At 30.0% G+C, this 24,881-nt stretch carries 22 protein-coding genes and 1 pseudogene; 1 reads left to right on the top strand and 22 read right to left on the bottom strand.

Annotated features, from left to right (window positions below; all coding sequences use genetic code 11):
- Window positions 1–62 precede the first annotated feature (62 nt).
- The 7 genes and pseudogenes from rpsB to PZA12_RS06550 form a co-directional block, all read right to left on the bottom strand.
- Entirely contained in the window at window positions 63–764 is a 702-nt protein-coding gene (gene rpsB / locus PZA12_RS06585; protein WP_011968525.1) for a 30S ribosomal protein S2, read from the bottom strand.
- Between the two features lie 638 nt (window positions 765–1,402).
- Complete coding sequence (locus tag PZA12_RS06580) at window positions 1,403–1,597, bottom strand: hypothetical protein (protein WP_078116876.1); 195 nt, start codon at window positions 1,595–1,597, stop codon at window positions 1,403–1,405.
- A gap of 16 nt (window positions 1,598–1,613) precedes the next feature.
- Window positions 1,614–2,843: pseudogene (locus tag PZA12_RS06575) on the bottom strand (IS91 family transposase).
- A 147-nt stretch (window positions 2,844–2,990) separates the two neighbouring features.
- Window positions 2,991–3,767, bottom strand: a complete 777-nt coding sequence (gene codY / locus PZA12_RS06565) for a GTP-sensing pleiotropic transcriptional regulator CodY (RefSeq protein WP_011968524.1) — start codon at window positions 3,765–3,767, stop codon at window positions 2,991–2,993.
- 208 nt (window positions 3,768–3,975) lie between these two features.
- Window positions 3,976–6,069 (bottom strand): type I DNA topoisomerase, encoded by a 2,094-nt coding sequence (gene topA / locus PZA12_RS06560; protein WP_077838853.1) that lies wholly within the window; start codon window positions 6,067–6,069, stop codon window positions 3,976–3,978.
- A 46-nt stretch (window positions 6,070–6,115) separates the two neighbouring features.
- Entirely contained in the window at window positions 6,116–7,171 is a 1,056-nt protein-coding gene (dprA, locus tag PZA12_RS06555; RefSeq protein ID WP_103698123.1) for a DNA-processing protein DprA, read from the bottom strand.
- A 22-nt stretch (window positions 7,172–7,193) separates the two neighbouring features.
- The gene (locus tag PZA12_RS06550; RefSeq protein ID WP_103698122.1) at window positions 7,194–8,714 is read right to left on the bottom strand and encodes a YifB family Mg chelatase-like AAA ATPase; all 1,521 of its coding nucleotides are present in this window, start codon (window positions 8,712–8,714) and stop codon (window positions 7,194–7,196) included.
- Window positions 8,715–8,875: 161 nt separating this feature from the next.
- Between PZA12_RS06550 and PZA12_RS06545 the strand changes: the two genes are divergently transcribed.
- Entirely contained in the window at window positions 8,876–9,247 is a 372-nt protein-coding gene (locus PZA12_RS06545) for a YraN family protein (protein WP_077838850.1), read from the top strand.
- Window positions 9,248–9,581: 334 nt separating this feature from the next.
- Here PZA12_RS06545 and PZA12_RS06540 read toward each other — a convergent pair whose 3' ends face one another.
- The 15 genes from PZA12_RS06540 to plsX all read right to left on the bottom strand — a co-directional run bounded on the left by PZA12_RS06540 (window position 9,582) and on the right by plsX (window position 24,729).
- Entirely contained in the window at window positions 9,582–10,394 is an 813-nt protein-coding gene (locus PZA12_RS06540; RefSeq protein ID WP_103698121.1) for a ribonuclease HII, read from the bottom strand.
- Window positions 10,381–11,244, bottom strand: a complete 864-nt coding sequence (ylqF, locus tag PZA12_RS06535; RefSeq protein WP_077838848.1) for a ribosome biogenesis GTPase YlqF — start codon at window positions 11,242–11,244, stop codon at window positions 10,381–10,383. Before ylqF ends, PZA12_RS06540 begins: the two co-directional genes overlap by 14 nt.
- A gap of 226 nt (window positions 11,245–11,470) precedes the next feature.
- A complete protein-coding gene (gene rplS, locus PZA12_RS06530; protein WP_023973323.1) occupies window positions 11,471–11,821 on the bottom strand; it encodes a 50S ribosomal protein L19 in 351 nt (116 codons plus the stop codon).
- Between the two features lie 116 nt (window positions 11,822–11,937).
- The gene (gene trmD, locus PZA12_RS06525) at window positions 11,938–12,657 is read right to left on the bottom strand and encodes a tRNA (guanosine(37)-N1)-methyltransferase TrmD (RefSeq protein ID WP_077838847.1); all 720 of its coding nucleotides are present in this window, start codon (window positions 12,655–12,657) and stop codon (window positions 11,938–11,940) included.
- Complete coding sequence (gene rimM, locus PZA12_RS06520; protein WP_103698120.1) at window positions 12,647–13,144, bottom strand: ribosome maturation factor RimM; 498 nt, start codon at window positions 13,142–13,144, stop codon at window positions 12,647–12,649. The genes trmD and rimM overlap by 11 nt, the downstream gene beginning before the upstream one ends.
- 515 nt (window positions 13,145–13,659) lie before the next feature.
- A complete protein-coding gene (locus PZA12_RS06515; protein ID WP_011968514.1) occupies window positions 13,660–13,887 on the bottom strand; it encodes a KH domain-containing protein in 228 nt (75 codons plus the stop codon).
- 48 nt (window positions 13,888–13,935) lie between these two features.
- The gene (gene rpsP / locus PZA12_RS06510) at window positions 13,936–14,181 is read right to left on the bottom strand and encodes a 30S ribosomal protein S16 (RefSeq protein ID WP_008424801.1); all 246 of its coding nucleotides are present in this window, start codon (window positions 14,179–14,181) and stop codon (window positions 13,936–13,938) included.
- A gap of 52 nt (window positions 14,182–14,233) precedes the next feature.
- On the bottom strand, window positions 14,234–15,586 hold the full coding sequence (gene ffh / locus PZA12_RS06505; RefSeq protein ID WP_077838845.1) for a signal recognition particle protein: 1,353 nt from the start codon (window positions 15,584–15,586) through the stop codon (window positions 14,234–14,236).
- A 12-nt stretch (window positions 15,587–15,598) separates the two neighbouring features.
- A complete protein-coding gene (locus tag PZA12_RS06500; RefSeq protein ID WP_065415735.1) occupies window positions 15,599–15,928 on the bottom strand; it encodes a putative DNA-binding protein in 330 nt (109 codons plus the stop codon).
- Window positions 15,929–16,424: 496 nt separating this feature from the next.
- Entirely contained in the window at window positions 16,425–17,333 is a 909-nt protein-coding gene (ftsY, locus tag PZA12_RS06495; RefSeq protein ID WP_041894962.1) for a signal recognition particle-docking protein FtsY, read from the bottom strand.
- A gap of 138 nt (window positions 17,334–17,471) precedes the next feature.
- Window positions 17,472–21,029 (bottom strand): chromosome segregation protein SMC, encoded by a 3,558-nt coding sequence (gene smc / locus PZA12_RS06490; protein WP_103698119.1) that lies wholly within the window; start codon window positions 21,027–21,029, stop codon window positions 17,472–17,474.
- A gap of 390 nt (window positions 21,030–21,419) precedes the next feature.
- Window positions 21,420–22,451: an elongator complex protein 3 gene (locus PZA12_RS06480; protein ID WP_078114857.1), complete on the bottom strand. Its 1,032-nt coding sequence runs from the start codon at window positions 22,449–22,451 to the stop codon at window positions 21,420–21,422.
- Window positions 22,444–23,142, bottom strand: coding sequence for a ribonuclease III (rnc, locus tag PZA12_RS06475; protein ID WP_103698118.1), 699 nt, complete (start codon window positions 23,140–23,142; stop codon window positions 22,444–22,446). Before rnc ends, PZA12_RS06480 begins: the two co-directional genes overlap by 8 nt.
- Before the next feature lie 274 nt (window positions 23,143–23,416).
- Window positions 23,417–23,647, bottom strand: coding sequence for an acyl carrier protein (gene acpP / locus PZA12_RS06470; RefSeq protein WP_009169140.1), 231 nt, complete (start codon window positions 23,645–23,647; stop codon window positions 23,417–23,419).
- An 80-nt stretch (window positions 23,648–23,727) separates the two neighbouring features.
- Window positions 23,728–24,729 (bottom strand): phosphate acyltransferase PlsX, encoded by a 1,002-nt coding sequence (gene plsX / locus PZA12_RS06465; RefSeq protein ID WP_103698117.1) that lies wholly within the window; start codon window positions 24,727–24,729, stop codon window positions 23,728–23,730.
- Window positions 24,730–24,881 lie beyond the last annotated feature (152 nt).

Genomic DNA, 24,881 nt, shown 5'->3' with positions numbered 1-24,881 from the left:
CTTAACACCTAATAAAAGGGCAGTTGGAGTGAACTCACTTACCCTTTTAAAGTTTATATAAACTACTCAGCTAATTGTTCGCCTTGTCTTCCTTCCATAATAGCATCAGCCATTTTAGCAGTTATTAATTTAACAGCTCTAATAGCATCGTCATTACCTGGGATTACGTAGTCAACTTCTTCTGGATCACAGTTAGTATCTACAATAGCAACAACTGGTATTCCTAAAATCTTAGCTTCTAAGATAGCATTCTTTTCTTTTCTTGGATCAACTATAAACATTGCTCCAACGTTTGATGCATCTAAGTTTCTGATACCGCCAAGATTCTTTTCAAGTTTTTCCATTTCGCCTTTAAGCTTTATAACTTCTTTCTTAGGAAGAACGTCAAAAGTTCCATCTTCTTGCATTTTTTCAATTTGTTCTAATTTTCTTATTCTACCTCTGATAGTTGAGAAGTTTGTTAACATTCCACCTAACCATCTGTTATTTACGAAATGCATGTTACTTCTGATAGCTTCTTCTTGTATTGCTTCTTGAGCTTGTTTCTTAGTTCCAACGAAAAGTATATCTTTTCCTTCTTCAGCTACTTGCTTAACGAAGTTATAAGCTTCTTCAGCTTTCTTAACTGTTTTTTGAAGGTCTATTATATAGATCCCGTTTCTTTCTGTGAAGATATATGGAGCCATTTTAGGATTCCATCTTCTTGTTTGGTGACCGAAGTGTACACCTGCTTCTAATAATTGTTTCATTGATATTACTGACATTTTGTTACCTCCTTGGTTTTTACCTCCACTATCTTCAGCTTATAAATTTCCCTTAAAATAAGGGCACCAAATCTATAAATTGGATAGTGTGTGTATTTCTTACCTTAAGTAGTATATCATAAGGTATTTATGGTATCAACAAAAATTTTTCAATTTACCTTACATAAATAAAAATATGCACATTATTTATATTTAATAAAATTTTATTAATCATCTTAAAGTGTTCTCAAAATAGTTAAATCTTATACACAACTGGAATAAACTATATATTATTTTTTATTCTTTTAGATACTCCCTTAGTTAATTACCTGTTCAAAAAATTGTTCACATATTTTACTGAATTATAAATTCTTAAAGAATAAAAAAATCGCAGACGACTGTGGAGTCGAAGATTTTTTTCACGCATCTGCCTTTTCGAACGCACGTGAGAAAAATTTGGCAGGCGAATATGATTTATTTCTTATTCTTTTATAGTAATTAATCCCAGTAAAATAGACTACTCTAAAAGTTATCCCCAGATTTAATTGCATTATAATTTACTAAAGAATAAAAAAGTGGCTGCGCCACGCTCCTTCGGAGAAATATATTAAAATATAAATCAAAACCATAGAGATTTACTTTTCTCTATGGTTTTAATTCTATAATTTATATTCTTTTCCGTGTATACCACTATATTTTTGAGGTCTCATGACTCCGCCGCATTTTTCGCATGAAAAACAAGGTGGTTCATTTATGTTACTTTGATCCATTTCATCAAAGTATTCTACAACCTCCTTAGGTATATTTTCTTCAGTTTTACATTCCATACAAATATATAGTATCTCTTCGTTCAATTTTTCTGCCCTCCAACTACGTTGTTGTCGGATTTATTCTACCATATATAAGACCTTTTGTAATTGCATATAATTCAATAGTTTTTTCTAAATTTTCTTTCCCTTCACTAATAATCTTCTTTTTAAAATATTCCCTCATAGAACCGTTATCCCCATAAACTATGTCATTAAATTTCATTAACTCCCCACATCTGGGGCACTTACAAGGGTTAATTCCAAATGAAGCCAGTATTCTATATTCCCATTTAGATATTGCTTTTCGTAGTTTTATCATTTTATCATCCAACATTTTTATAAAATTGTCTTTCTTCTTACTTCTCCTAGAATAAATACCAAAGTATCTGATCATCTTAAAATGCTTTTCTGGAATATGTATTATGACTTTCTTTATAAACTCATGCGCATTTAAAGTTTCTATTATGGTTTTATTATCTTCATGTCTAGTATATTTAAATGTGATATTTCTGCCATCATACTTTATAATTCTAGATTCTGCTATCGCAGGTCGTCCAACATATCTTCCAATATACTTTGCCGCTATTTTAGCTGATTTTATTTGTGTTTTTGCGTGTACATAAAATCCTTTATCCTTATCTCTATATAATTTATTCTTCAGCTTTTTAGCTTCGCTTTTCTTTCCTACTAATTCTTCTAAATGATCCAGCAATAATTTTTGCCATCGCTTTCGCAGTGATAAATATGATATATGTCTTATATGTCTCCACTCAGTATTATTTCCTGTTCCGTCCTCTGTAACCATCATGTGTACATGTGGATTCCACTTTAAATCACGGCCAAATGTATGTATCACAGTTACTATTCCTGGAGCAAATTCCTCACTTTTATTTAAATCTCTCATCCAAGTCGTAACAGCTTTTGCTGCGCATTGCGGAAGTATTTTTAATTTGTTTCTGTTTTTGCCGAAGTATATCCTTAATTCTTCTGGTATAGTGAATACAATATGTCTATGTCTAACGTTTATTAGTTTTAATAACATACTATCAATTCAGTTATCAACATAAACTTTGCCGCAAGATGTGCAAAATCTACTCTTACAAGTAAACCCTATCTTCTTGATTTCATTACACTTTTTACACTTCAACTCAATGTAACCATACTTAGTATCCTTACATCTTAAAACTTTATCAACTTCAGCCTTTACATTAGGTCTAATTTTTTTACCATACAATTTTACAAAGCTATGCCAATGATCTTCTAATATCTTATTCATCTTCCCTTTTTTCATCTGTATACCTCTTAATTTTATAGTTACATCTTAACATACCGAAGAGTCTAAAGCTAGATTCCATCTAGCTTAAGACTCTTCGAAATTCTATAATTTCCTATACAATAAAAAAATAGCTATAGACCATTACTTGTCTATAGCTATCTATTACTTAATCTTTTTTAATTCATCTATTAGCTTTTCATTTAATATTCTAATATAAGTACCTTTCATTCCAAGTGATCTTGATTCAATCACTCCTGCGCTTTCAAATTTTCTGAGTGCATTTACTATAACACTTCTAGTTATACCAACTTTATCAGCTATCTTTGAAGCTACTAAAAGTCCTTCATTTCCATTTAACTCATCAAAAATATGTTCAACTGCTTCCAATTCTGAGTATGAAAGGGTTCCTATTGCTAATTGTACTACTGCCTTTTTTCTAGTATCTTCTGTTATTTCATCTTGCATAGCTCTAAGCATTTCCATTCCTACAATTGTTGCACTATATTCTACTATAACTAAATCCTCATCAGTAAACGGATTGCCAAATCTAGCTAAAATTAATGTTCCTAGTCTTTCTCTACTTCCTATAATAGGAACTATTGTTGATAGCTTATCTACCTTCTTGCATTTACCAATCTCTTGAAATACACATCTACCTTCGTTAGGGAGATTAGATAATGTTTCATTAACTTCCAACAATGTCTTATTATAATCTTCTGGAAATTTTTTATCCTCTATTACCTTTTTCTTCATGGCTTCACATTCAAAATCTTTACCAAAAGTATATCCAAGTACTTTCCCTTTTTTGCTTATTATGTATACATTACATTCAAGAACTTCACTTAATAATGTACATATATCTTGAAATGCTACAGGTTCTGTACCAGATTTCTGCAGAATCTTATTTAACATTCTAGTTTTAGTTAATAATGATGACATATTATAATCCTCCTTGGCAGCTGTATAACAATATTATTTAGCAAAAGAATATTATTGTTAGAAAATTCTTAATTTATTGAATTTTTTTACAAGTTGCTACCAAGACTAGTTTATCATATAAAATCTTGCTTTTCAACACTCTTTTTATTAGATTCGACAAAATAATATTACTTATTTAATTATAAAGCTGTTTTCTTCGTATTTATTTCTATTCTTCTTTTGCGTTATCTTTTTTTACTTCTTCTTTATAATTACACTCACTATTTGAGCATTGTATATAATTTCCTTTTGTTTTCGAATATTTTGCTACCATATAAGAATTACAATTAGGACATTTTTCTTTTACTGGTTCATACCAACTTACAAATTTACATTCAGGGTAACCTAAACATCCAAAAAATTTCTTTCCCTTTTTGCTCTTTTTAGCTACAATTGGTTTTCCACATTCAGGACATGGAACATCCAACTCCTCAACAATAGGTTTAGCATTCTTACACTCTGGATATCCAGGACATGCCAAAAATTCTCCAAACCTTCCTCTTTTAATAACCATCATTCGGCCACATTTTTCACATTTTACATCGCTGACCTTATCTTCAATTACTACTTTTGATATTTCTTTTTCAGCCTTTTCAATAGCAACTTTTAGCGGACTAAAGAATTCTTCTACTATTTGAGTCCAATTCTCATTTCCTTCTTCTACATCATCAAGCTTTCTCTCCATATCTGCCGTAAAATCAACATCAACTATTTGTCTAAAATATTCGCTTACAATATTATTTACTATTTCACCAAGTTCAGTTGGAATTAGATTCTTCTTTTCACGAACAACATAATTCCTTCCTAGAAGCGTTGAAATTGTCGGAACATACGTACTAGGTCTGCCTATACCTTTTTCTTCTAATAATTTAACAAAAGATGCTTCAGTATACCTTGGCTGTGGTTGTGTAAAATGTTGTGTTCCATTTAGCGATTCCACTTTTAGCTCTTCATTTTCCTTAAGCTCTGGTAATATTACAGAATTCTCATCTTCTTCATTTGAATATTCATATATTTTCATAAAACCATCAAAAGAGATTACTGAACCAGATGCCTTAAATTTATAGTCTCCATTTTCTATATCTATTGAGTTTGTATTTAATTCACATGACGCCATTTGGCTTGCAACAAATCTATTCCATATTAGAGAATACAATTTATATTGCTCTGGAGTTAAATTTTCTTTAGCAATTTCAGGTGTAATCTCTACATAAGTAGGTCTTATTGCTTCATGAGCATCTTGGATATTTTTCTTACCTTTATATACTCTAGGAGCACTTGGGAGATATTCTTTTCCATAAGTACCTTCTATAAATTCTTTTGCTCTTTCTTGAGCCTCTTCTGAAATTCTTACAGAATCAGTTCTCATGTATGTTATCAATCCGACTGTACCATAACTTTTGACTTCAACACCTTCATAAAGTACTTGTGCAATTGACATAGTTCTCTTTGTCATAAAATTTAATTTTCTATTTGCATCCTGTTGCAGAGTACTTGTAGTAAAAGGTGGAAGAGGATTTCTATTTTTCTTACCTTTTTTTATACTTTTTACTACAAAGTTTCCCTGATTAAGCTCTTTTATGATTCCATTTGATGTTTCTTCGTTTCCGATCTCAATCTTCTTTCCTTTATATGTTGATAACCTGACTGGAAATTTCTTTTTTTCTTTTTTAAGTGTACAGTCTATTGACCAATATTCCTTTGGTATAAATTCATTTATTTCCTTTTCTCTATCACAAATCAATTTTAAAGCAGCTGATTGGACTCTTCCTGCACTAAGTCCCCACTTTACATTTTTCCATAAAATCGGACTTATTTCATAACCAACAAGTCTATCTAATATTCTTCTTGCTTGTTGGGCATCAACTAAATCCAAGTCTATTTTTCTAGCTTGCTTTATAGATGCTTTTACAGCTGTCTTTGTAACCTCATTAAATACAATTCTGCATGTTTCATCCTCTGAAATTTTTAATATATTGGCTAAATGCCACGAAATCGCTTCACCTTCTCTATCAGGGTCGGTTGCGAGATAAACCTTTTCTGCTTTTTTTGCAGCCTTTCTTAGTTTATCTATTAATTCTCCTTTTCCTCTAATAGTTATATACTTAGGAGTATAGTTATTTTCTATATCAACACCTAATGTACTCTTAGGTAAATCTCTTACGTGTCCCATTGATGCTTCTACAATATAATTCTTACCCAAATATTTGCCGATTGTTTTTGCTTTAGCCGGCGACTCAACAATTACAAGTTTTTGACCCATAGTATAACTCCATAAAATTTATGAAGTATTCACCCCCTACACATTTTTAAATTGTTTTCACATAGTAATTTCCCGGTAGACAAATAATTTCACTTTTTATTTGCATTTCAAATAATAATGCGTATAAAGCTCCTCTATCAACAGACGTATTTTTAAAAATATCATCTATGTGAATTGGTGAATCTGTAATTAACTCTAGTATTTCGCTTTTCTCTGGTGTAAAATTCATCGGTTGAATTTCAACATGTTCTAAACTAAGTAAAACTCTTAAATCCTCTATATCAGTACATATACTAGCACCATCTCTAATTAGTTTGTTAGAACCACTTGCTCCAGCATATAATATAGAGCCTGGAACAGCAATAACTTTTTTCTCCTGCTGCTGCGCAAGTCTAGCTGTTATTAAAGATCCGCTTTTTTCTGAAGCTTCTATAACTATTACACCCTCACTAAGACCACTAATTATTCTATTCCTTTTAGGAAAATTTTCTCTTAATGGTGCTGTACCAAGTAAAAATTCTGAAATTACTACGCCTTTTTCTGCTATTTTAGAAAACAACATTTTATTTTCAGATGGATAAGCTCTATCTATTCCACATCCTAATACGCATATGTTATATCCATCATTCTCTAAAGCTGTTTTATGTGCAATCGAATCAATTCCTCTTGCACCTCCGCTTATAAGCGTTATATTATTAGTAATAAGCTCCTTTGTCAAGAGTTTTGTTACAGTTAGTCCATAATTTGAGCATTTTCTTGCCCCTACTACACCTATAGATTTATTATTTATAATGTCTATATTTCCCATATAAAAAAGGAAATAAGGAGGATTTAAAATCCCGCTCAATTTCTCTTTATATAAAGGATTAGAGTATGTTATATATCCTATATTTTTTTTATATAATGTTTCTTCTAATTTTAAAACTTCATAGCATAAATCATCTTTTTGAAAATTTTTTAATTTTTTAGATATTGTTTCATTTTCTTTTAATATCTCCTCAAAATTATTATATACATTTTCTGCTGTTTTATATTTATTTATTAATTTTATTTTTTGAAAACTTGTAATATCAATAAGTATTAACCATAATTCATAATCCATTTATACATATTCCCTTCTAACCCTACATAATTTCTCCATTAATATTTTTCCTATAGCTAAAAGCTTCTAGAATATGAAACTCTAAAATATCCTTTTGATTATCTATATCCGCTATAGTTCTTGCCAATTTTATTACCTTCCCATAACCTCTTAACGATACGCTTGATGTATTATAATATTTTTTTAGAAGCTCTGAACATTTCTTATTAACCCTGCAAATTTCAAAAATGTCCTTTCCTTTTATATCTGAATTATATTTGTAAGCCGTATTCTTAAATCTCAGTTTTTGTATATCTCTGGCTCTAAGTACATTTTCTTTCATAATTTTTGAATCGTACGAATCTTTTTTGTTTTCTATCTCATCATAATTGAGTCTAGGCACATAATTTAATATATCAATTCTATCTAGCAAAGCACTTGAAAATTTCTTAGAATATTTAGTAATTTTAGTATTTAAATAATATTTGCTATCATTTAAATCTTTATCCTCATTGTTTTCTACTGGATTAAAGGCCCCGATTAGAAGAAAATCAGCAGGCATTTGATAACTTCCACTAAGCCTATTAATATTCACATTTTTTTCTTCAAGAGGTTCTCTTAGAGATTCAAGAACATCCTTCTTAAACTCCAAAATTTCATCTAAAAATAATACACCATTATGTGCAAGAGTTATTTCTCCAGGCCTTATTTCTTTTCCTCCGCCAATTAAGGCTATTCTTGTAGTTGTATGATGTGGAGCTCTGAAAGGTCTGCTAATATGAGAAATCTTTGTCATAAGGCCGCATGCACTATATATTTTTGCAATTTCTATTAATTCCTCTTGAGACAAGGATGGTAAAATTGAAATTAATGCTTTTGCAAGCATTGTTTTACCACATCCTGGCTCTCCATAAAGAATTATATTGTGTTTTCCAGCTGCCGCAATCTCTAATGCTCTTTTAGAAGAATATTGTCCTATAATATCCCCATAATCTAGTGAATCTAGTATTTCTTCTTCTCTTTCATCGCTCTCCATCTCATAAGGGAGCATATCTTCATATGTAATGTGCGAGACTACTTCTTTTAAATTTTTTAATGGGTAATATTCAACATTCTTGAAATAATAACTTTCTTCTAAGTTTTCATAAGGAAAGATAAATTTTCTAATTTCCTTCCTTGCACCTTCAATTATTATAGGTATAGTACCTTTTACCCCTTTAAGCTCACCAAATAAGGATAATTCTCCGAATATAATATACTCCTCCAAATTCTTTCTGCAAATTTGATTTGATTCCATTAATATACCAATTGCAATTGGCAAATCTAAAAGAGATCCAATTTTTCTTACATCTGCTGGAGCTAAGTTAATAGTAATTCTTCCTAACGGAAATTCAAACCCACAGTTTAATATTGCGGCTCTAACTCTTTCTTTTGCTTCTTTTACAGAAGTATCTGGGAGCCCCACAATATTAAACACCGGTAAACCCTTAGATATATCTACCTCTACTTTTATTAAAAAACCTTCTAATCCATTGTGCGTTGCACTAATTATTTTTACTGCCATATAAATCACCTACTAAAAATTATAGACATACATTTAAATATTAATTCCATAAAAATACATTTGTTATATTTATTTTTTAATTGTTAATAATTCAAAGATATAATAGCAATGCAGTTAGTAATTTTTAATATATTTAAGTAAATAAAATTGGAAGTGATCTAGTGAAAAAAATAAATAAAGATATAGGTGATTTTAGCGAAGATTTAGCCAAGAAATATTTAGAAAAGAATGATTATAATATTTTGGATTGTAATTTCAAAAACTTTTTAGGTGAAATTGATATTATATGCAAAAAGAATAATTTATTAATTATTGTGGAAGTTAAGAGTAGATATAACAATAATTATGGATTGCCAAGAGAATCTGTTAATTTTTCAAAACAAAAGTCCATAATAAAAGTTGCAAATTCTTATATTAACTATAAAAGATTACCTAATATTAATGTTAGATTTGATGTCATTGAAGTTTATCTAAATTTAGAAAGTACAAATTTTAAAATAAACCATATAAAGGATGCTTTTAGACTTAACTAATTTATTAGTTTACTTGAGTTTTTAATGCAAATTTACTACCACAGCATATAAAACAAAAAAACTATAAGAATATTATTTAAATTTCTAATATTCTTATAGTTTTTTTATTAATTTATTTATCATGAACATACTAATCTCTTCATATAAATTCCATTTAGTCACATTCGAATAAATAACAAATCTATTTGCAATTTTATTTTTCAACATACTATGTTGGCGTATTGACCTAGCAGGCCTGCTATGATGCCAATTTGTCGCCTTTCCTTGCCTGATAAAAAATATTAATGGCACTTTTGACTTATTATCTATTTTCATGTGCTTAAGCAAAATTTAATTACAATAATTTTGTTAAAAAACTATTTCTATGAATGTCGCTTTTTCCGTATTTTTTTAGACCTTCTATATGTTTTGATGTACCATATCCGACATTATTTTCAAAGTCATAATGTGGGTATTTCTTAGCATATTCTTTCATCAGCTTATCTCTATACACTTTTGCTACAATTGATGCTGCAGCAATACTAGCACTTTTTGTATCACCTTTTATAACAGATTTATTCTCTATACCAATGTTCTTAATTAAATAGCCATCAGATAATACTAAATCTGGTTTTATACTAAGTGCATTACAACTTTCTAAAAACACTTTATTATTTGCAAAAGCTATTCCTTTTTCATCAATTTCTTTATTAGAAGAAACTGCTATTTGGTAACTTAATGCCTTTTCTTTTATTATTTCAGAAAGTTCTTCCCTTTTATGCTCTTTTACTTTTTTTGAATCATTTATATATAAGATTAAATCTTTTTCTAAAACATTTAAATCAAGAATAACACTACAAGCTACGATAGGACCCGCAAGAGGTCCTCTACCAACTTCATCTACACCAGCTATATATCGATAACTTCCAAATGATTTATCAAACTCATACATTGTTTTGACTCTTTTAACTTCATTTAAATATGATTCTAAATCTTTCTCAATCTTTTTCTTAAGTGATAATACATTTTTCCTTTTATCTTCTTCTAGCCAGTTTATAACTTTTGTATGTTCACCATTTCTAGATAAATCAACTATAGATAACTTATGTATTTCTTCCTTAATTTCCGCAAATGATAGTGATCTTATATCTTCATTAAACTGTATCATTTTCTTCTGTTGGGCGCTCCAATGTGATATTGCCCATTTTTCCTCCCCTGAATTCGTCAAGTAGTATAACAGCTATTCTATTATAGTCAATTTGTCCTCCAGAAATTAAAGTACCTCTTTTTTTGCCTATAGCATCTAATGTATCTAATGGATTTTCAAAAACTTCTTTAAGTTTATATCTTTCTTTTAATTTCTCTTCATAATTACTTTGTAATCTTTCAACAAGTTTCAAAGCTAATTCTTCTATATCCATTATTTCATCTTTTATAGCACCAGTAAAAGCTAAATTCAAAGCTGTTTCATCATCTTCAAATCTAGGCCATAACACTCCTGGGGTATCTAGCATTTCAATCCCCATTCCTGTTTTAATCCATTGTTTGCTCTTAGTAACTCCTGGCCTATCACCTGTTTTAGCTATATTATTTCTAGCCATTTTATTGATAAATGTAGATTTGCCTACGTTAGGTATTCCAACAACCATTACTCTCATTGTTATGTTAACCATACCTTTTGCCTTTAATCTATCATGCTTTTCCTTAAGTAATGTTAGCAATGTAGGCTTTATATTCTTAAGTCCATCACCTTTTAAACAATTAACCTCTAATACTTTAACATCATCTTTAGTTAAATAATTTATCCACTCTTTTGTAACTCTACCATCGGTTAAATCACTCTTATTTAAAAGTATAATTCTTGGTTTTCCCTCTAACAATTTTTCAATATCAGGATTCGCAGAACTTCTTGGAATTCTTGCATCTCTTATTTCAATTACAGCATCTACCAATTTCAAGTTTTCTTTAATTTCTCTTTGAGTTTTTTTCATATGTCCCGGAAACCAATTAATTGCCATATGAATTCCTCCTTAAATTTATTTTTCAGTTCAAAATACACAATTCACATTTCATGCCTTTAGGATACCCTGTAAGAAATTTATACTAAAATGACTTAGTAATTTTCTAATCCTATTCTTAAAAAATCCCTCGGCTTTTCCTTGCTTTAATTGTACATTAATCACGTATTAATATTATTTTTCTTATATAATAAAAAAAGGACTGAAACAGTCCCCTTTTCAAATACTATCTAGTTAATAATTCTTTAACTTTAGCAGCCTTACCAACTCTATCTCTTAAGTAGTAAAGTTTAGCTCTTCTAACTTTACCTTTTCTAGCGATTTCAATTTTGTCGATGATTGGTGCATTCATTGGGAATGTTCTTTCAACTCCAGTTCCGTAAGCAACTCTTCTTACAGTGAAAGTTTCTCTTAAACCACCATTTTGTTTTTTGATAACAGTACCTTCGAACATTTGAATTCTTTCTTTGTTACCTTCTTGAATCTTAACGTATACCTTTATAGTATCCCCGATAGCAAATTTAGGTAAGTCAGTTCTGATTTGTTCAGCTTCTATAGCTCTTATTATTTCGTTCATTGTGCATTCCCTCCTTAACGATAATTTGACGTTCTTAACACATATGTATGACAGCGGAACGCCCGTACTAGCACAAACTTAATATTATCACATAATTTTTTATATTTCAACAAAAATTATTTATTATTGTTATTTTTTAATATTTTAATATCTTCTTTGGTTAATGTAATTTTCTTATATAAATCGGGTCTAATCTTCTTTGTTACCTCAAGAGACTTAAGTCTTCTCCATTTTCTTATATTTTCATGATGCCCAGATAACAGAATTTCAGGCACCTTATCTCCTTCAAACTCTTCTGGTCTAGTGTATTGTGGATATTCTAAAAGTCCATTATAAAATGACTCTTCCATAAAACTCTCTTCTTTTCCCAAAACACCTGGAATTAATCTTAATATACAATCAATCACCGGAATTGCAGCCATCTCTCCGCCAGTCAGCACAAAATCTCCAAGTGAAATTTCCATATCTATATGCTTATAAACTCTTTCATCTATTCCTTCATAATGTCCACATAAAAATATTAGTCCTTCTTCCTTAGAAAGCTCTTTAGCAATCTCTTGGTTGAAAGTTTTTCCTCTCGGCCCTAAGAAAACAACCTTCCCTTTATTACTTAACTTTGCGTCCCTTATAGTATCAACTATAGGCTGAGGTGCCATAACCATTCCAGCACCGCCCCCATAAGGATAATCATCGACTTTTTTATGTTTGTTTAACGTATAATCTCTTATGTTTAGCGTTTCTAAATCTACTATGTTGTTTTCTCTTGCTCTTCCTATTATACTATGATCGAAAATAGAAAACATTTCTGGAAATAACGTTAATATGCTAATCTTCATCTTGCCATTCACCTACTGGCTTAATAATGATTTTTTTCAAGTTTATATCTATATCTAGAACTATATCTCTAAGAACTGGTATTAATAGTTCCTTAGGTTCCTTAATCCAATATACATCATTGTTAGGAGTGCTTATTACATCGAAAATTCTTCCAATTTCTTTTTCATTAGTATCATATATAGTACATTCTTTTAAATCAGAAACATAATATGTGTCAGATGGAAGTTCTGGCTCATTTTCGCGTGGTATTTCAATATATTTTTGCTTGTAAGTTTCAGCATCATTCATAGAGTCTATACCTTCAATTTTTAGTATAACTCTATCTTTTTGGAATTTAACTCCTAGTATTTCCTTTTCCTCTCCACCTACTAAAACAGTTTTTAGACGTTTAAATTTATTTACATCTTCTGTTAGAGGATACACTTTAACTTCGCCTTTAATTCCATGTGTATTTATAATCTGACCAATTTTAAATAAATTTCCCACTCTTTTCACCTCATTTTAAGCATAAGAAGAATAATGGCATAAAATAACTTAGAGACGCATATGACGAAAATAGACCAGCATGCTGACTTGTTGTTATTTTTAATAGTATCTTATACCAAAATCCATTATTTTTTTGATTATGCCCTATATAAATTATTATATACTTTTTTCCTTGAACTCATTGTTAAAGATATTAGATTGCCTATATGATCTTAGTTTCACTTAACAAGTTCCGAATTGTTAAGCACACTCTTCTCATATATGTGCGCTTTTTCATATGCGAATTAATCTTAATTGTGCTGACGCGCATTTTTATAGACAAAATGTTCTCAGTTGCACTTATGCGCTTTTTTATAGTTAAATGATTTTGGTTGCGCTTGCGCGCTTTTTTTATAATCGAAATGTTCTCAGTTACGCTTATGCGCTTTTTACAATTAAATGATCTTGGTTGCGCTTGCGCGCTTTTTTCTAATGTGTATATTTAAAAAGAGTTAGGTTACCCTAACTCTCAATTTTTAGATGATTTCTACTATAACTCGTTTATTCTGTTTAACTGCTGCAGCTTTTATAACTGTTCTTATAGCTTTCGCAATTCTTCCTTGCTTACCTATAATCTTACCCATATCTTCTGGTGCAACTTTTAATTCAAGTATTATGGATTGTTCTCCATCTACTTCATTAACAGTAACTGCATCTGGGTTATCAACAAGGGATTTAGCCATAAATTCAACTAATTCCTTCATAAACGCCTACAATTAGTATGTACTAACTGTAGAATTCACCTCCAAAAATTACTTAGTAAGACCTGCATTATTGAAAAGTCTCTTAACTACTTCTGTTGGTTGTGCTCCATTAGATAACCATTCATTAGCTTTTTCTTCGTTGATTTTAACTTCAACTGGTTCAGTTAATGGATTATAGTATCCAATTTCATCGATGAACTTACCATCTCTTGGTGCTCTTGAATCTGCAACAATTATTCTATAGAAAGGAGCTTTCTTAGCACCCATTCTTCTTAATCTGATTTTTACTGCCATTTTAATTTCACCTCCTTTAAAGGATAATAAATATATATTTTAACTCTAATGCTTAGAAAGGTAACTTGCCAAATAGGCCGCCTTTCTTTGCCTGCTTCTGGAATGACTTCATTTGCTTCATGTTCTTTTTCATCATTTCATAGCCCTTCATGAGTTTATTAACTTCTTGTATATTAGTACCTGATCCTTTAGCTATTCTGCTTTTTCTTGATGGAGATTTTAGTATAAGGCTTGGATTTCTTCTTTCTTTTAGTGTCATTGATTGAATAATCGCCTTAGTCTTATCAAGAGCCTCAGTCCCCTTATCAAAGTCAACTCCTTGAAGTTCCTTTGAATTCAAGCCAGGTATCATTTCCATAATTTTATTTAAAGGTCCAAGCTTTTTCATTTGTTCCATTGCCATTAGATAATCTTCAAAGTTAAATTCTTGATTTAACATTCTCTTACCTAAATCAGCTGCTTCCTTTTCATCAATGGCTTCTTGAGCTTTTTCAATAAGCGATAATACATCACCCATTCCTAAAATTCTTGATGCCATTCTATCAGGATGGAACACTTCAAAATCATTCATTTTTTCGCCAACACCGGCATATTTGATTGGCTTATCAATTATAGTTTTAATTGACAGTGCAGCTCCACCTCTAGTATCACCATCTAGTTTTGTTAAAATAACTCCACTTAAATCTAAATCATTATTAAAGTTTTCTGCAACATTAACAGCATCTTGACCTGTCATAGCATCAACAACTAATAATATTTCTGATGGGTTTACATTATCTTTTATATTTTTTAGTTCCTGCATTAATTCTTCATCAATGTGAAGTCTACCTGCAGTATCTATGATAACTACATTATTTCCATTATCTTTTGCATGAGTGATTGCATTCTTTGCAATTTCAACAGGGTTTACTTTATCTCCCATCGAAAATACTGGAATTTCGATTTGTTTTCCTACAACTTCTAATTGCTTTATAGCTGCTGGTCTATAAATATCACAAGCCACTAATAATGGTTTTTTATTATTTTTTCTAAGGTTTAACGCAAGTTTACCACACATAGTAGTCTTACCTGCTCCTTGTAATCCAACTAACATTATAACTGTAAGTCCTGAACTACTATAATTAAGTTTACTTTCAGTTCCACCCATAAGATTAGTAAGTTCTTCATTAACTATCTTTATTACATGTTGTCCTGGTGTTAGACTTTCAAGAACTTCACTTCCAACACATTTAGAACTAACAGAAGAAATAAATTGTTTAACAACTTTATAGTTAACATCTGCTTCTAGTAAGGCAAGCTTTACTTCTCTCATGGCTTCTTTTATATCTTTTTCAGTCAACTTTCCTTTACCTTTTAATTTTCTAAAAGTCTCCTGTAATTTTTCACCTAATCCTTCGAAAGCCATGTTTACTCCTCCTTATAAATTTTCTAGCTTTTCTTTATATTTTATAATATCCTCATCATCTATGGAATATTTATTTTTTAAGTGTTCTAAAAAATTCATAATTTCCTTTTTTCTATTTATACTCTTTTGAAGTAAGTTAAGTTTACGTTCATAGGAGAGAAGTTGTTTATAACATCTTTTGATTAAATCATGAATAGCCTGACGACTCGTTTGATTAAGCTCAGCTATTTCAGCTAACGATAAATCATCATTATAATACCACTGCATAATTTCACTTTGCTTTTCTGTTAATAACGGACCATAAAAATCCATAAGTAACGAAATCTCAACTCTATCTTCCATTTAATCACCTTACCCACAAAAGAGATTTTAACAGGATTATTTCAAAGTGTCAAGTATTTTTACTTAACACTTTTATTTTTTTACACCTAGGCTCTATATCTCAAGTTTTTTGATACAATTAATGATTTTTAAATTGCTTATATTTTGTATATTCATAATCAAAAACCTTGAACCCCTGATGTTTCCAATAAATATTTACATATTTTCATATGTATATTTAAAAATATGAATCTTTGAAACTATTTTTATATAAACCTATGTACCTTTAAAAATGTGTTTATAGAAATATATTTTCGTATAAACATTTAAACATAGTTTAATTTTTATATATTTTTCTAGAAATATTTTTAAGACACACAAGAAAATCCACTTCCAAAACCGTGCACATTTCGCCACTTTTAAAAGTTATTCGTATATTTGACCTCATTATAATTTCCTAACGCAATGAAAGAAAATAATAGACCAAACATACTGGCCTATTATTTCTTATCTAACCCTATATTAATGCTTCAGCAAATCCTTCTGCATCAAATTTTTGAAGATCATCAATGCCTTCCCCGACTCCTATGTATCTAACAGGAATATTTAAGCTTTGCTTTATAGATAAAACAACGCCACCTTTTGCTGTTCCATCTAATTTAGTTAATATTATTCCATCTATCGGACAAGCTTCCATGAACTGCTTTGCTTGAATAACAGCATTTTGACCTGTTGTTGCATCTAAAACTAGTAATGTTTCTTTTCTATAACCTTGCAATTCCCTATCAATTATTCTGTTTATCTTTTCAAGCTCATTCATTAAGTTCTTTTTATTATGAAGCCTTCCAGCCGTATCACATATTAATAAATCAACATTTCTAGCCTTTGACGCTTCTATTGCATCGAAAACAACCGCAGCCGGATCCGATCCTTCCTGATGTTTAACTATATCAACTTCAGCTCTAGAACTCCATACTTCAAGCTGATCAATAGCAGCAGCTCTAAATGTATCAGCTGCTGCCAGTAATACTTTTTTTCCTTCTTGTTTATTCTTTGCTGCAAGTTTTCCTATAGATGTAGTTTTACCAACACCATTTACCCCAATTATAAGCATTACTTTCTTTTCTTTTTCGTCATCTTCATATGTACCTTCAAGTAATATATCTCTAATTACTTCTTTTAATGCCGGTTTTACTTCTTGAGGATCGTTTATTTTTTCTTTTCTGATTTTAACCCTTAATCTTTCTATAATATCTACTGTTGTGTCCATACCGATATCAGACATGATTAATATTTCTTCTAATTCCTCATATAAATCCTCATCTATAGTTACTGCCAAATTTAAGGCCTCATTTATCTTATCGGTCAATCCATCTCTTGTCTTTGCTAATCCCTCTTTTAGTTTATTAAATAAATTTCCAAACAAATTCATTTCCTCCTAATTAAAATTTTCTGCTCGAGTGAAACTTGATTTAAGATAAGTTATCTTATCTTAAATCTTAGTCGAACTAATCCAGAAGCTTGCAGCCGTTACCTCTCATTATAAGTAGACGGTTTACGTATGCTAGCTATCGGAAAAGTCTACTGAAACTACCTTTGATACACCTTTCTCTTCCATTGTTACTCCATATATAATATCACTTACCTCCATAGTTCCCTTTCTATGAGTTATAATTATAAATTGAGTATTTTGAGAGAACATTTTTAGGAACTCTGCATATCTATATACATTTGCATCATCTAAAGCCGCTTCTATTTCATCCAATATACAGAAAGGCGTTGGTTTCATCTTTAAAATTGCAAAAAGTAAAGCTATTGCAGATAAAACCTTCTCTCCACCAGACATTAGATTAATATTTTGAAGTTTTTTTCCTGGCGGCTCTACATTTATGTCAATATTAGCTGTAAGCTCGTCGCCTTCACCTAAAATAAGCTCAGCACTTCCACCTTTAAACAAATCTTTAAAAGTTTTATCAAAATTATAATTCAATATTTTGAAGTTTTCTTTAAATAAACTTTTCATTTCATTAGTCATTTCTTCAATAACAGCATTTAATTCCCTCTTGGCATTTTCTAAATCCTCTGCCTGAGTAGACATAAACTCATACTTTTCTTTAATTTCTTCATACTCTTCTATTGCCGCTAAATTTACTACTCCAAGTTTTGTTATCTTTCCTTTAGTAACAAAAATTTCTTGTTTCAAAGCTTCCTCATCAACTACTGGCTCACATTTATCTAATGCCTCTGCATAAGTTAATTCTAACTCTTCATTAAGTTTCTTATAAACATGCTCCCTATCATTTTCTTTCTTAGCTTTAATTACTTCTCGCTTATTTACTTCCATTTCTTTTAAGCTTACTTCATCCAAAATGCCGCTTATTACATTATCTTTTTCTTTAAATTCTTGCTTTAACTTTTCTTTTAATATCTCATCATCTTTAAAGTTTACTTCTAAATTGCTGATATTAATATTATTTTCTTCGATATTCTTATTCTTAGCCTTTATATCTAAATTTAAACTTTCAATATTTTTTTTATTTTCCTCATTTTCATTATTTAAAAGTTCATTTTTAATCTCTAAATCCTTAATTTCTTTTTCTATTCTTAAAAATTCATTCTTTTTATTTTCTATTGCCTCATCCAACTTAGCCTTACTGATTTTCATTTCTGTAAGCTTAGTATCGCTATCGTTAACTTCTTGAACTTTAATTTTCATTAATTGTTCCAGTTCTATACTTTTGCTCTTGTTAGCTGTATTTTCACTTTCAATCACCTGAACTTCAGATTCTTTAGCTCTAATCTTTTCTAAAATAGCTTCTCTTTCACCTGCTATTCTTTTTATTTCTTCTTTAGCAGTTTCTAGATTTCTCTTTAGCTTGTCCGTATCAGATTGTAACCCTTTAATCTCACTTTCCTTTTTTGTAAGTTCAATATTTTTCTCATGAACTTCATCCCTTTTATTCAGCATATCCTCGTCTAGGTTTTGTATTTCTTTCTTGATATCTTGAACTAGTATTTTCAATTCCTCATATTTCTCTTTTTTATTGCTTATGTCTAATACTAATTCTTCAATCTCTCTTTTTCTACCTAGAACATTTGAATTTTTCCCCTTTATGCTACCACCTGTTAATGCTCCCCCTGGATTTATGATTTCTCCATCCAAAGTAACGATTCTATAATTATATTTTCCGATTCTTGCGATGTTAAGAGCGCAGTCCATATCACTACAGATTATTGTTCTTCCTAGAGAATAATCCATTATATTTTTATACTCTTTGTCATAAGATATTATGTCACTTGCAATCCCAATATATCCATTAGCTTCAGTTATACTTCTATCTAGTTCTAACTTCTTTCCTTTTATAATATTTAAAGGTAAAAATGTCGCTCTTCCTAGACTATTTTTTTTCAAATATCCTATAAGAACTTTTGCTATTTCTTCATTTTTTGTTATAACATTTGAAATTGCAGCACCTAAAGCTATTTCTATAGCAACTTCATACTTTTTACCTACAGTGAAAATTTCACCTAAGACTTTAGTATCATTTGCAGCCGTAATTCTTTCCCTATGAATTAATTCCATTAAAGATTTTACTGACCTGTTATATCCCTCATAATGCTTTTCCAAGTTTTCTAACATTGATCTATTTGCATCAAGTTTTGTTAAAGTCCCACTTAATTCTCTAAGTTCATTTTCTTTTTTAGTTAAATTTGCTGATAGAGAACCTATTTTTTTCTTATGCTCTACTATTTGCATATTTAACAATTTTATATTGTCTTTATTCTTTTCAATTTCATTGGTTAGATCTTTATAAGTCGCTAAATTAATAACAATATTATTTTCTAGAAAAGATATAGACGAATTTAGGGTTTCTTTTTTCTCTTCTCTTAGGGAAAGATCTTTATTTAGCATAGTAATCTCATTCTTCATATCTGAGTTACTTCTTAAAAGTTCAAATTCACCTTCTCTTAGAGATTTTATTTCTTCATCTATACTTTTAAGTTCCTTAGAACTTTTTATATTGTTTTCTTCTAAACTTACTATATCTTCTTCTCTTAATCTTTGTTCCTTTAGTCTTTCACTCAATTCGCTTTCTAATAATTTCTTGTTTTCATTAAGCTGATTTACCTTAACTAAAATATCATCCAGCTCATAATTATTCCTATTAATCTTTTCTTCAAAACTCTTAATTCTTTCTTTGTAAAGTTCTATACTTTTTTCATCTTCACTAACAGTTTCTTTTAGGCTATAATATTTCTCTTTTTCTTCTAAATTCTTCTTTTCTAGTTTTTCTATTTTCAGTTCTAACTCTTTAAGTTGTGACTTATAATTAGACACTTCTTTACGCTTATCTTCAATTTCTTTAATTTTTAAATTTAAATCTTCATTAAACCCTTTTAATTCTTCTTCCATTTTGTCTATTGTATGTACTATAAGCGATACTTCTTTTTTCTTCAAATTATTAGATAAGTCAGTAAATTCTAATGCCTTCTCTCTTTCAATCCTTAGGGGTTCTATTCTCTCTTCATAAGTTGATAGAATATCATTTATTCTAACTAAATTTTCATCCGTATTGCTTAACTTTTTCTCTGCTTCTTCTTTTCTATTTTTAAACTTTACAATACCTGCTGCTTCCTCTAAGAGATTTCTTCTATCTTCTGGCTTACCACTTAATATGGCTTCAATCTTACCTTGTCCAATTAGCGAGTAACCTTCCTTACCAATTCCTGTATCCATAAAAAGATTTATTACATCTTTTAGCCTACACTTTGAATTATTTATTAAATATTCCGATTCTCCTGATCTAAATATTCTTCTTGATACAACTACTTCGTTATATTCTGTCGCGAGCTTTTCATCACTATTATCAAGGGTTAGCGAAACCTGAGCAAGGCCCACTGGCTTTCTAAACTGCGTTCCTGCAAATATTACATCTTCCATTTTTCCGCCTCTTAGAACCTTAACGCTCTGTTCTCCCAATACCCATCTTACAGCATCCGAAATATTACTCTTTCCACTTCCGTTAGGTCCTACAACAGCTGTAACGCCTTGTTTAAATTTTAATTCTGTTTTATCAGCAAAAGATTTAAATCCTCGTATTTCTAGAGATTTTAAAAACATGTGTCCTCTCCTTAAAAAGAAAATATACTAGGTAATAATGTTACAACAAAGATTACTATAATAAAAATAGTCATTGCAATCATCATTTTTTCTCTGGTCTTTTTTTTCATATTAAACAACTCCTTATTATAATTTAGTTTATAGTAAAGCTTATTAAATATCAATAATTCACTAATAAAAATGCCGTAAGATTTCTAAGTTACAAGTGAAAAATGATAAGTAATAAATTAAGGTAAAAAGCCCAGGCTTTTTATTCTTTATTAAAGATCTTCTTAAGAAAATTTCATCCTTAATTTGTCACTAATTAACTTTCAAGCTTTTAACTTATCACTTTCAAGTTTTAATTTGTCACCAATAATCTGCATTATTAAAAGCGAGAGTCTCCCCTCGCTAGTATTCTATATCTAAATCTCTATTTTTTAGACAAAGTTTTATATGACCTCTTTCAATATCATCATCTTGTTTTACATCAATAATTTTCCCATTATCTCTAAGCTTACTGAAATATGTTTTCTTATTAGCGTAAAGCTTACTTAAATCCCTTGGGTTAATATATAGAACTCCTATTTTTTCTTCCATCATATTTTTTAAAATGATATCTGACAATAAACTGCCTTCGACCAATTCTCTAAACGATGGATGGAACGGACCTGCCACTATATCTTTTCCTTCATTTATGCTTTCTGTTGGCTGAAGACCAATTCTTATTACATTGATGTTATGCTTTTTATACATCTCATACATAACCTTACTTACGTTAACTGCCTCTTCAAGAGAATACGGATTATACTCTTTATTAATATACATTCTTTCCATTGGAGTATCTTTTATAACTAAAGACGGATATATTCTACAAATATCTGGATTCATCTTAATTGATTCCTTAGTCGTTTCTATATCTCTTTCAAAAGTATCTCCTGGCAGTCCAGGCATTATTTGATGCCCTAATATAAATTTATATTCTTTTATTAATTTAGATGCATTTATAACGTCACTAACACTATGTCCTCTACCAGCTTTTTTTAACACCTCTTCATTTAGAGATTGAACTCCAAGCTCTATTATGTCAACTCCATACTCTTTAAGATATGTAAGTATATAATCATTGATATAATCTGGTCTTGTAGAAAGTCTTATTTTATCTATGAGGCCTTTTTCTTTGAACTCCTTAGCCACTTTTAGAAGTTCCCTTTGTTTTTCTTCCCTAATCCCTGTAAATGTACCACCAAAAAATGAAATTTCAATAGTTGCATTTTTATTCTTTATAGTTTCTAAATAATCATTTATTGTGGTAATTACTGAACTTGCCGTAACCTCTTCATCATCAACACCTGTTATTCTATCCTGATTGCAGAATACGCAATTATGCGGACATCCTTCGTGAGGTACAAATATCGGTATTATATAATAATTTTTACTCATGTTTACCTTCCAATATATCTAATGCCTGTTTAGCTGCATTTTGTTCTGCTTCTTTTTTACTATAGCCTGAACCTTCACCCATTAATTTTTTATCTATAACTACATTCGTAAAAAATTTTCTTCTGTGAGGTGGTCCTTCAAATTTTGTAAGTTCATATTGAATTGCTACTTCTCCATCTTTTTGAAGAAGTTCTTGAAGTTTTGTTTTGAAATCTAATACTATTTCATTATTTATTGCTTTATTTATTATCTCTTCAAAATGAAGCAATATAAAATCTCTTACAAAACCAATGCCTTTGTCTAAATAAACAGCTGCAATGATTGCTTCAACAGCATCTGCTTGTATTGAAATTCTTTCTCTTCCACCTGTAATTTCTTCACCTTTACTCATTCTAATATAAGATCCTAAGTTTATCTTTTTTGCAATTTCGTAAAGAGAATTTTCACAAACTATCAAGCTTCTTATTTTTGTCAGCTCACCTTCTGTTTTATGTTTGTAATTATTAAAAAGGTATTCTGTAATACAAAGCTGCAATACTGAGTCCCCTAGAAATTCAAGTCTTTCATTATATTCCGCATCCTTAAATTGATTTCCAAAAGAGCTATGAGTAAGAGCCGTTTTTAGTAGTGTGTGGTTATTAAAAAAAACCCCTAAATTTTCTTCTATTTCTTTAAGTGTATATCTATTCATGTATTCCACTCCTTGAAGTTTATTCTTCAACTTGCTAACTTATTACTGTATGTCACACATAACAAATTCAAGAATAAACTATTAATTTGATATTTTAGTTACTATATTGATTTTCATTCCTAATTTCCAACTAAAAACATCGTTATCATAGACAGTAACATTTGTACGCAAATATATTACTAAAGTACATTTCTCACTAAAATCTATTTTAAAATGATTTTAAATTTAGTTCTCACTTTGTAAAATATAAAATCCCGCAAGATGCGGGATTATTTTATTCTTCGTGATGAGCTTTTACGTAATTGACAACATCTCCAACTGTCTTGAAGTTTTCAACGTCTTCGTCAGGTATTTCCATATCTAGTTCATCTTCTAGAGCCATTATAAGCTCAACTATATCTAATGAGTCCGCATTTAAATCTTCAATAAATGATGCTTCCATAACAACGCTTTCTACATCGATACTTAATTTATCAGCAATAATTGCTTGGATCTTTTCAAACATTTGTTTCACCTCCCAAGTTCTACATTTAGATAATATTATATATTGTTTAAATCGTCAATATTAGTTTCAATATATTTTAACTAATTTTCCGAAGAAAATTCATTTCTTATATCTTTTAATACATTATTATCATAGAAAATTTTAGTTTGTTTAATAGAATTCTTAAACGCTCTTGCGTCAGAACTGCCATGAGCTTTTATACAAATCCCATCAACTCCCAAGAACGGAGCTCCACCATATTCCTTATAATCAAACTTTTTCATTATATTTTTTAGCACAGGTTTTAGGAGAACTACTCCTATTTTAGATATAATCGACGATTTAAGCACCTCATCTTTAATTATACCTAATATACTCGAAGCGGATCCTTCATACATCTTTAAAGCTGTATTTCCCACAAAACCATCACTTACTAAAATATTAGTGTCGCCAGTAGGTATTTCTCTAGGCTCTATATTCCCTTTAAAATTTATAGAACTCTCTTCCTTCAAAAGCTTAAAAGCAGCTTTTGTAAGTTCATTTCCTTTTTCTTCTTCTTCTCCAATATTTATAAGTCCTATAGTCGGATTTTCAACACTGAAAACCTTTTGATAATATATTTTACCCATCTTTGCAAATTGCACCAAAAATGAAGGTTTGCAATCAACATTAGCACCAACATCTACTATCATAAACTTTCCACGTCTACCCGGCATTATAGGCGCAAGAGCAGGCCTTTCTATTCCTTTAACTCTGCCTACTATCAACGTACACCCAGCTAAAAATGCACCTGTACTGCCTCCTGATACTACAGCATCACAAATTCCTTCTTTAACTAAGTTTAGTGCCTTAACTATACTTGAATCTTTCTTCTTTCGTAGAGCCATAACAGGATGCTCATTAGGTGAAATTACTTCCTTTGCATCTACTATAATAACTTTTTCCTTGGGATAAGTATATTTAGCTAACTCTAGATTTAGAACTTCTTCTGGACCGGTAATATACAATTGGATATCATTATATGCCTTAAGAGCTTGAATAGAGCCTTCTATTACTGCCACAGGTGCATTATCTCCCCCCATGCCATCTATAGCTATTTTCATCTGAATACCTCCCTTCTTCCACTTTAATTATAAATAAATTAGTTTAATTAATAAATAGAATATTCTCTTTTTTAGATAAAGATTATTCAACTTATACTTATGTGGTAATAAACCCAAAGTAGAAACATCGTTATTTCTCAGAACTATGAAAA

Origin of the sequence: Clostridium beijerinckii, from assembly GCF_036699995.1 — a bacterium.
Taxonomy (GTDB): Bacteria; Bacillota; Clostridia; order Clostridiales; family Clostridiaceae; genus Clostridium; species Clostridium helianthi.
The sequence above is the reverse complement of the archived record's forward strand: the minus strand, read 5'-3'. Positions and strand labels throughout refer to the sequence as shown.

Excerpts from the sequence above, each read along its gene's own strand:
- rnc (WP_103698118.1), bottom strand. The coding sequence starts at position 23,142 with ATGAATAGATATACACTTAAAGAAATAGAAGAAAATTTAGGGGTTTTT.
- PZA12_RS06515 (WP_011968514.1), bottom strand. The coding sequence starts at position 13,887 with ATGAAGGAATTAGTTGAATTTATGGCTAAATCCCTTGTTGATAACCCA.
- codY (WP_011968524.1), bottom strand. The coding sequence starts at position 3,767 with ATGTCATCATTATTAACTAAAACTAGAATGTTAAATAAGATTCTGCAG.
- acpP (WP_009169140.1), bottom strand. The coding sequence starts at position 23,647 with ATGTTTGAAAAGATCCAAGCAATTATTGCTGATAAATTAAGTATCGAT.
- plsX (WP_103698117.1), bottom strand. The coding sequence starts at position 24,729 with ATGAAAATAGCTATAGATGGCATGGGGGGAGATAATGCACCTGTGGCA.
- PZA12_RS06500 (WP_065415735.1), bottom strand. The coding sequence starts at position 15,928 with ATGGAAGATAGAGTTGAGATTTCGTTACTTATGGATTTTTATGGTCCG.
- PZA12_RS06540 (WP_103698121.1), bottom strand. The coding sequence starts at position 10,394 with ATGATACAGTTTAATGAAGATATAAGATCACTATCATTTGCGGAAATT.
- rpsP (WP_008424801.1), bottom strand. The coding sequence starts at position 14,181 with ATGGCAGTAAAAATCAGATTAAGAAGAATGGGTGCTAAGAAAGCTCCT.
- PZA12_RS06550 (WP_103698122.1), bottom strand. The coding sequence starts at position 8,714 with ATGGCAGTAAAAATAATTAGTGCAACGCACAATGGATTAGAAGGTTTT.
- PZA12_RS06480 (WP_078114857.1), bottom strand. The coding sequence starts at position 22,451 with ATGAGTAAAAATTATTATATAATACCGATATTTGTACCTCACGAAGGA.
- rpsB (WP_011968525.1), bottom strand. The coding sequence starts at position 764 with ATGTCAGTAATATCAATGAAACAATTATTAGAAGCAGGTGTACACTTC.
- dprA (WP_103698123.1), bottom strand. The coding sequence starts at position 7,171 with ATGGATTATGAATTATGGTTAATACTTATTGATATTACAAGTTTTCAA.
- ffh (WP_077838845.1), bottom strand. The coding sequence starts at position 15,586 with ATGGCTTTCGAAGGATTAGGTGAAAAATTACAGGAGACTTTTAGAAAA.
- ylqF (WP_077838848.1), bottom strand. The coding sequence starts at position 11,244 with ATGGCAATTAATTGGTTTCCGGGACATATGAAAAAAACTCAAAGAGAA.
- smc (WP_103698119.1), bottom strand. The coding sequence starts at position 21,029 with ATGTTTTTAAAATCTCTAGAAATACGAGGATTTAAATCTTTTGCTGAT.
- rplS (WP_023973323.1), bottom strand. The coding sequence starts at position 11,821 with ATGAACGAAATAATAAGAGCTATAGAAGCTGAACAAATCAGAACTGAC.
- trmD (WP_077838847.1), bottom strand. The coding sequence starts at position 12,657 with ATGAAGATTAGCATATTAACGTTATTTCCAGAAATGTTTTCTATTTTC.
- topA (WP_077838853.1), bottom strand. The coding sequence starts at position 6,069 with ATGGGTCAAAAACTTGTAATTGTTGAGTCGCCGGCTAAAGCAAAAACA.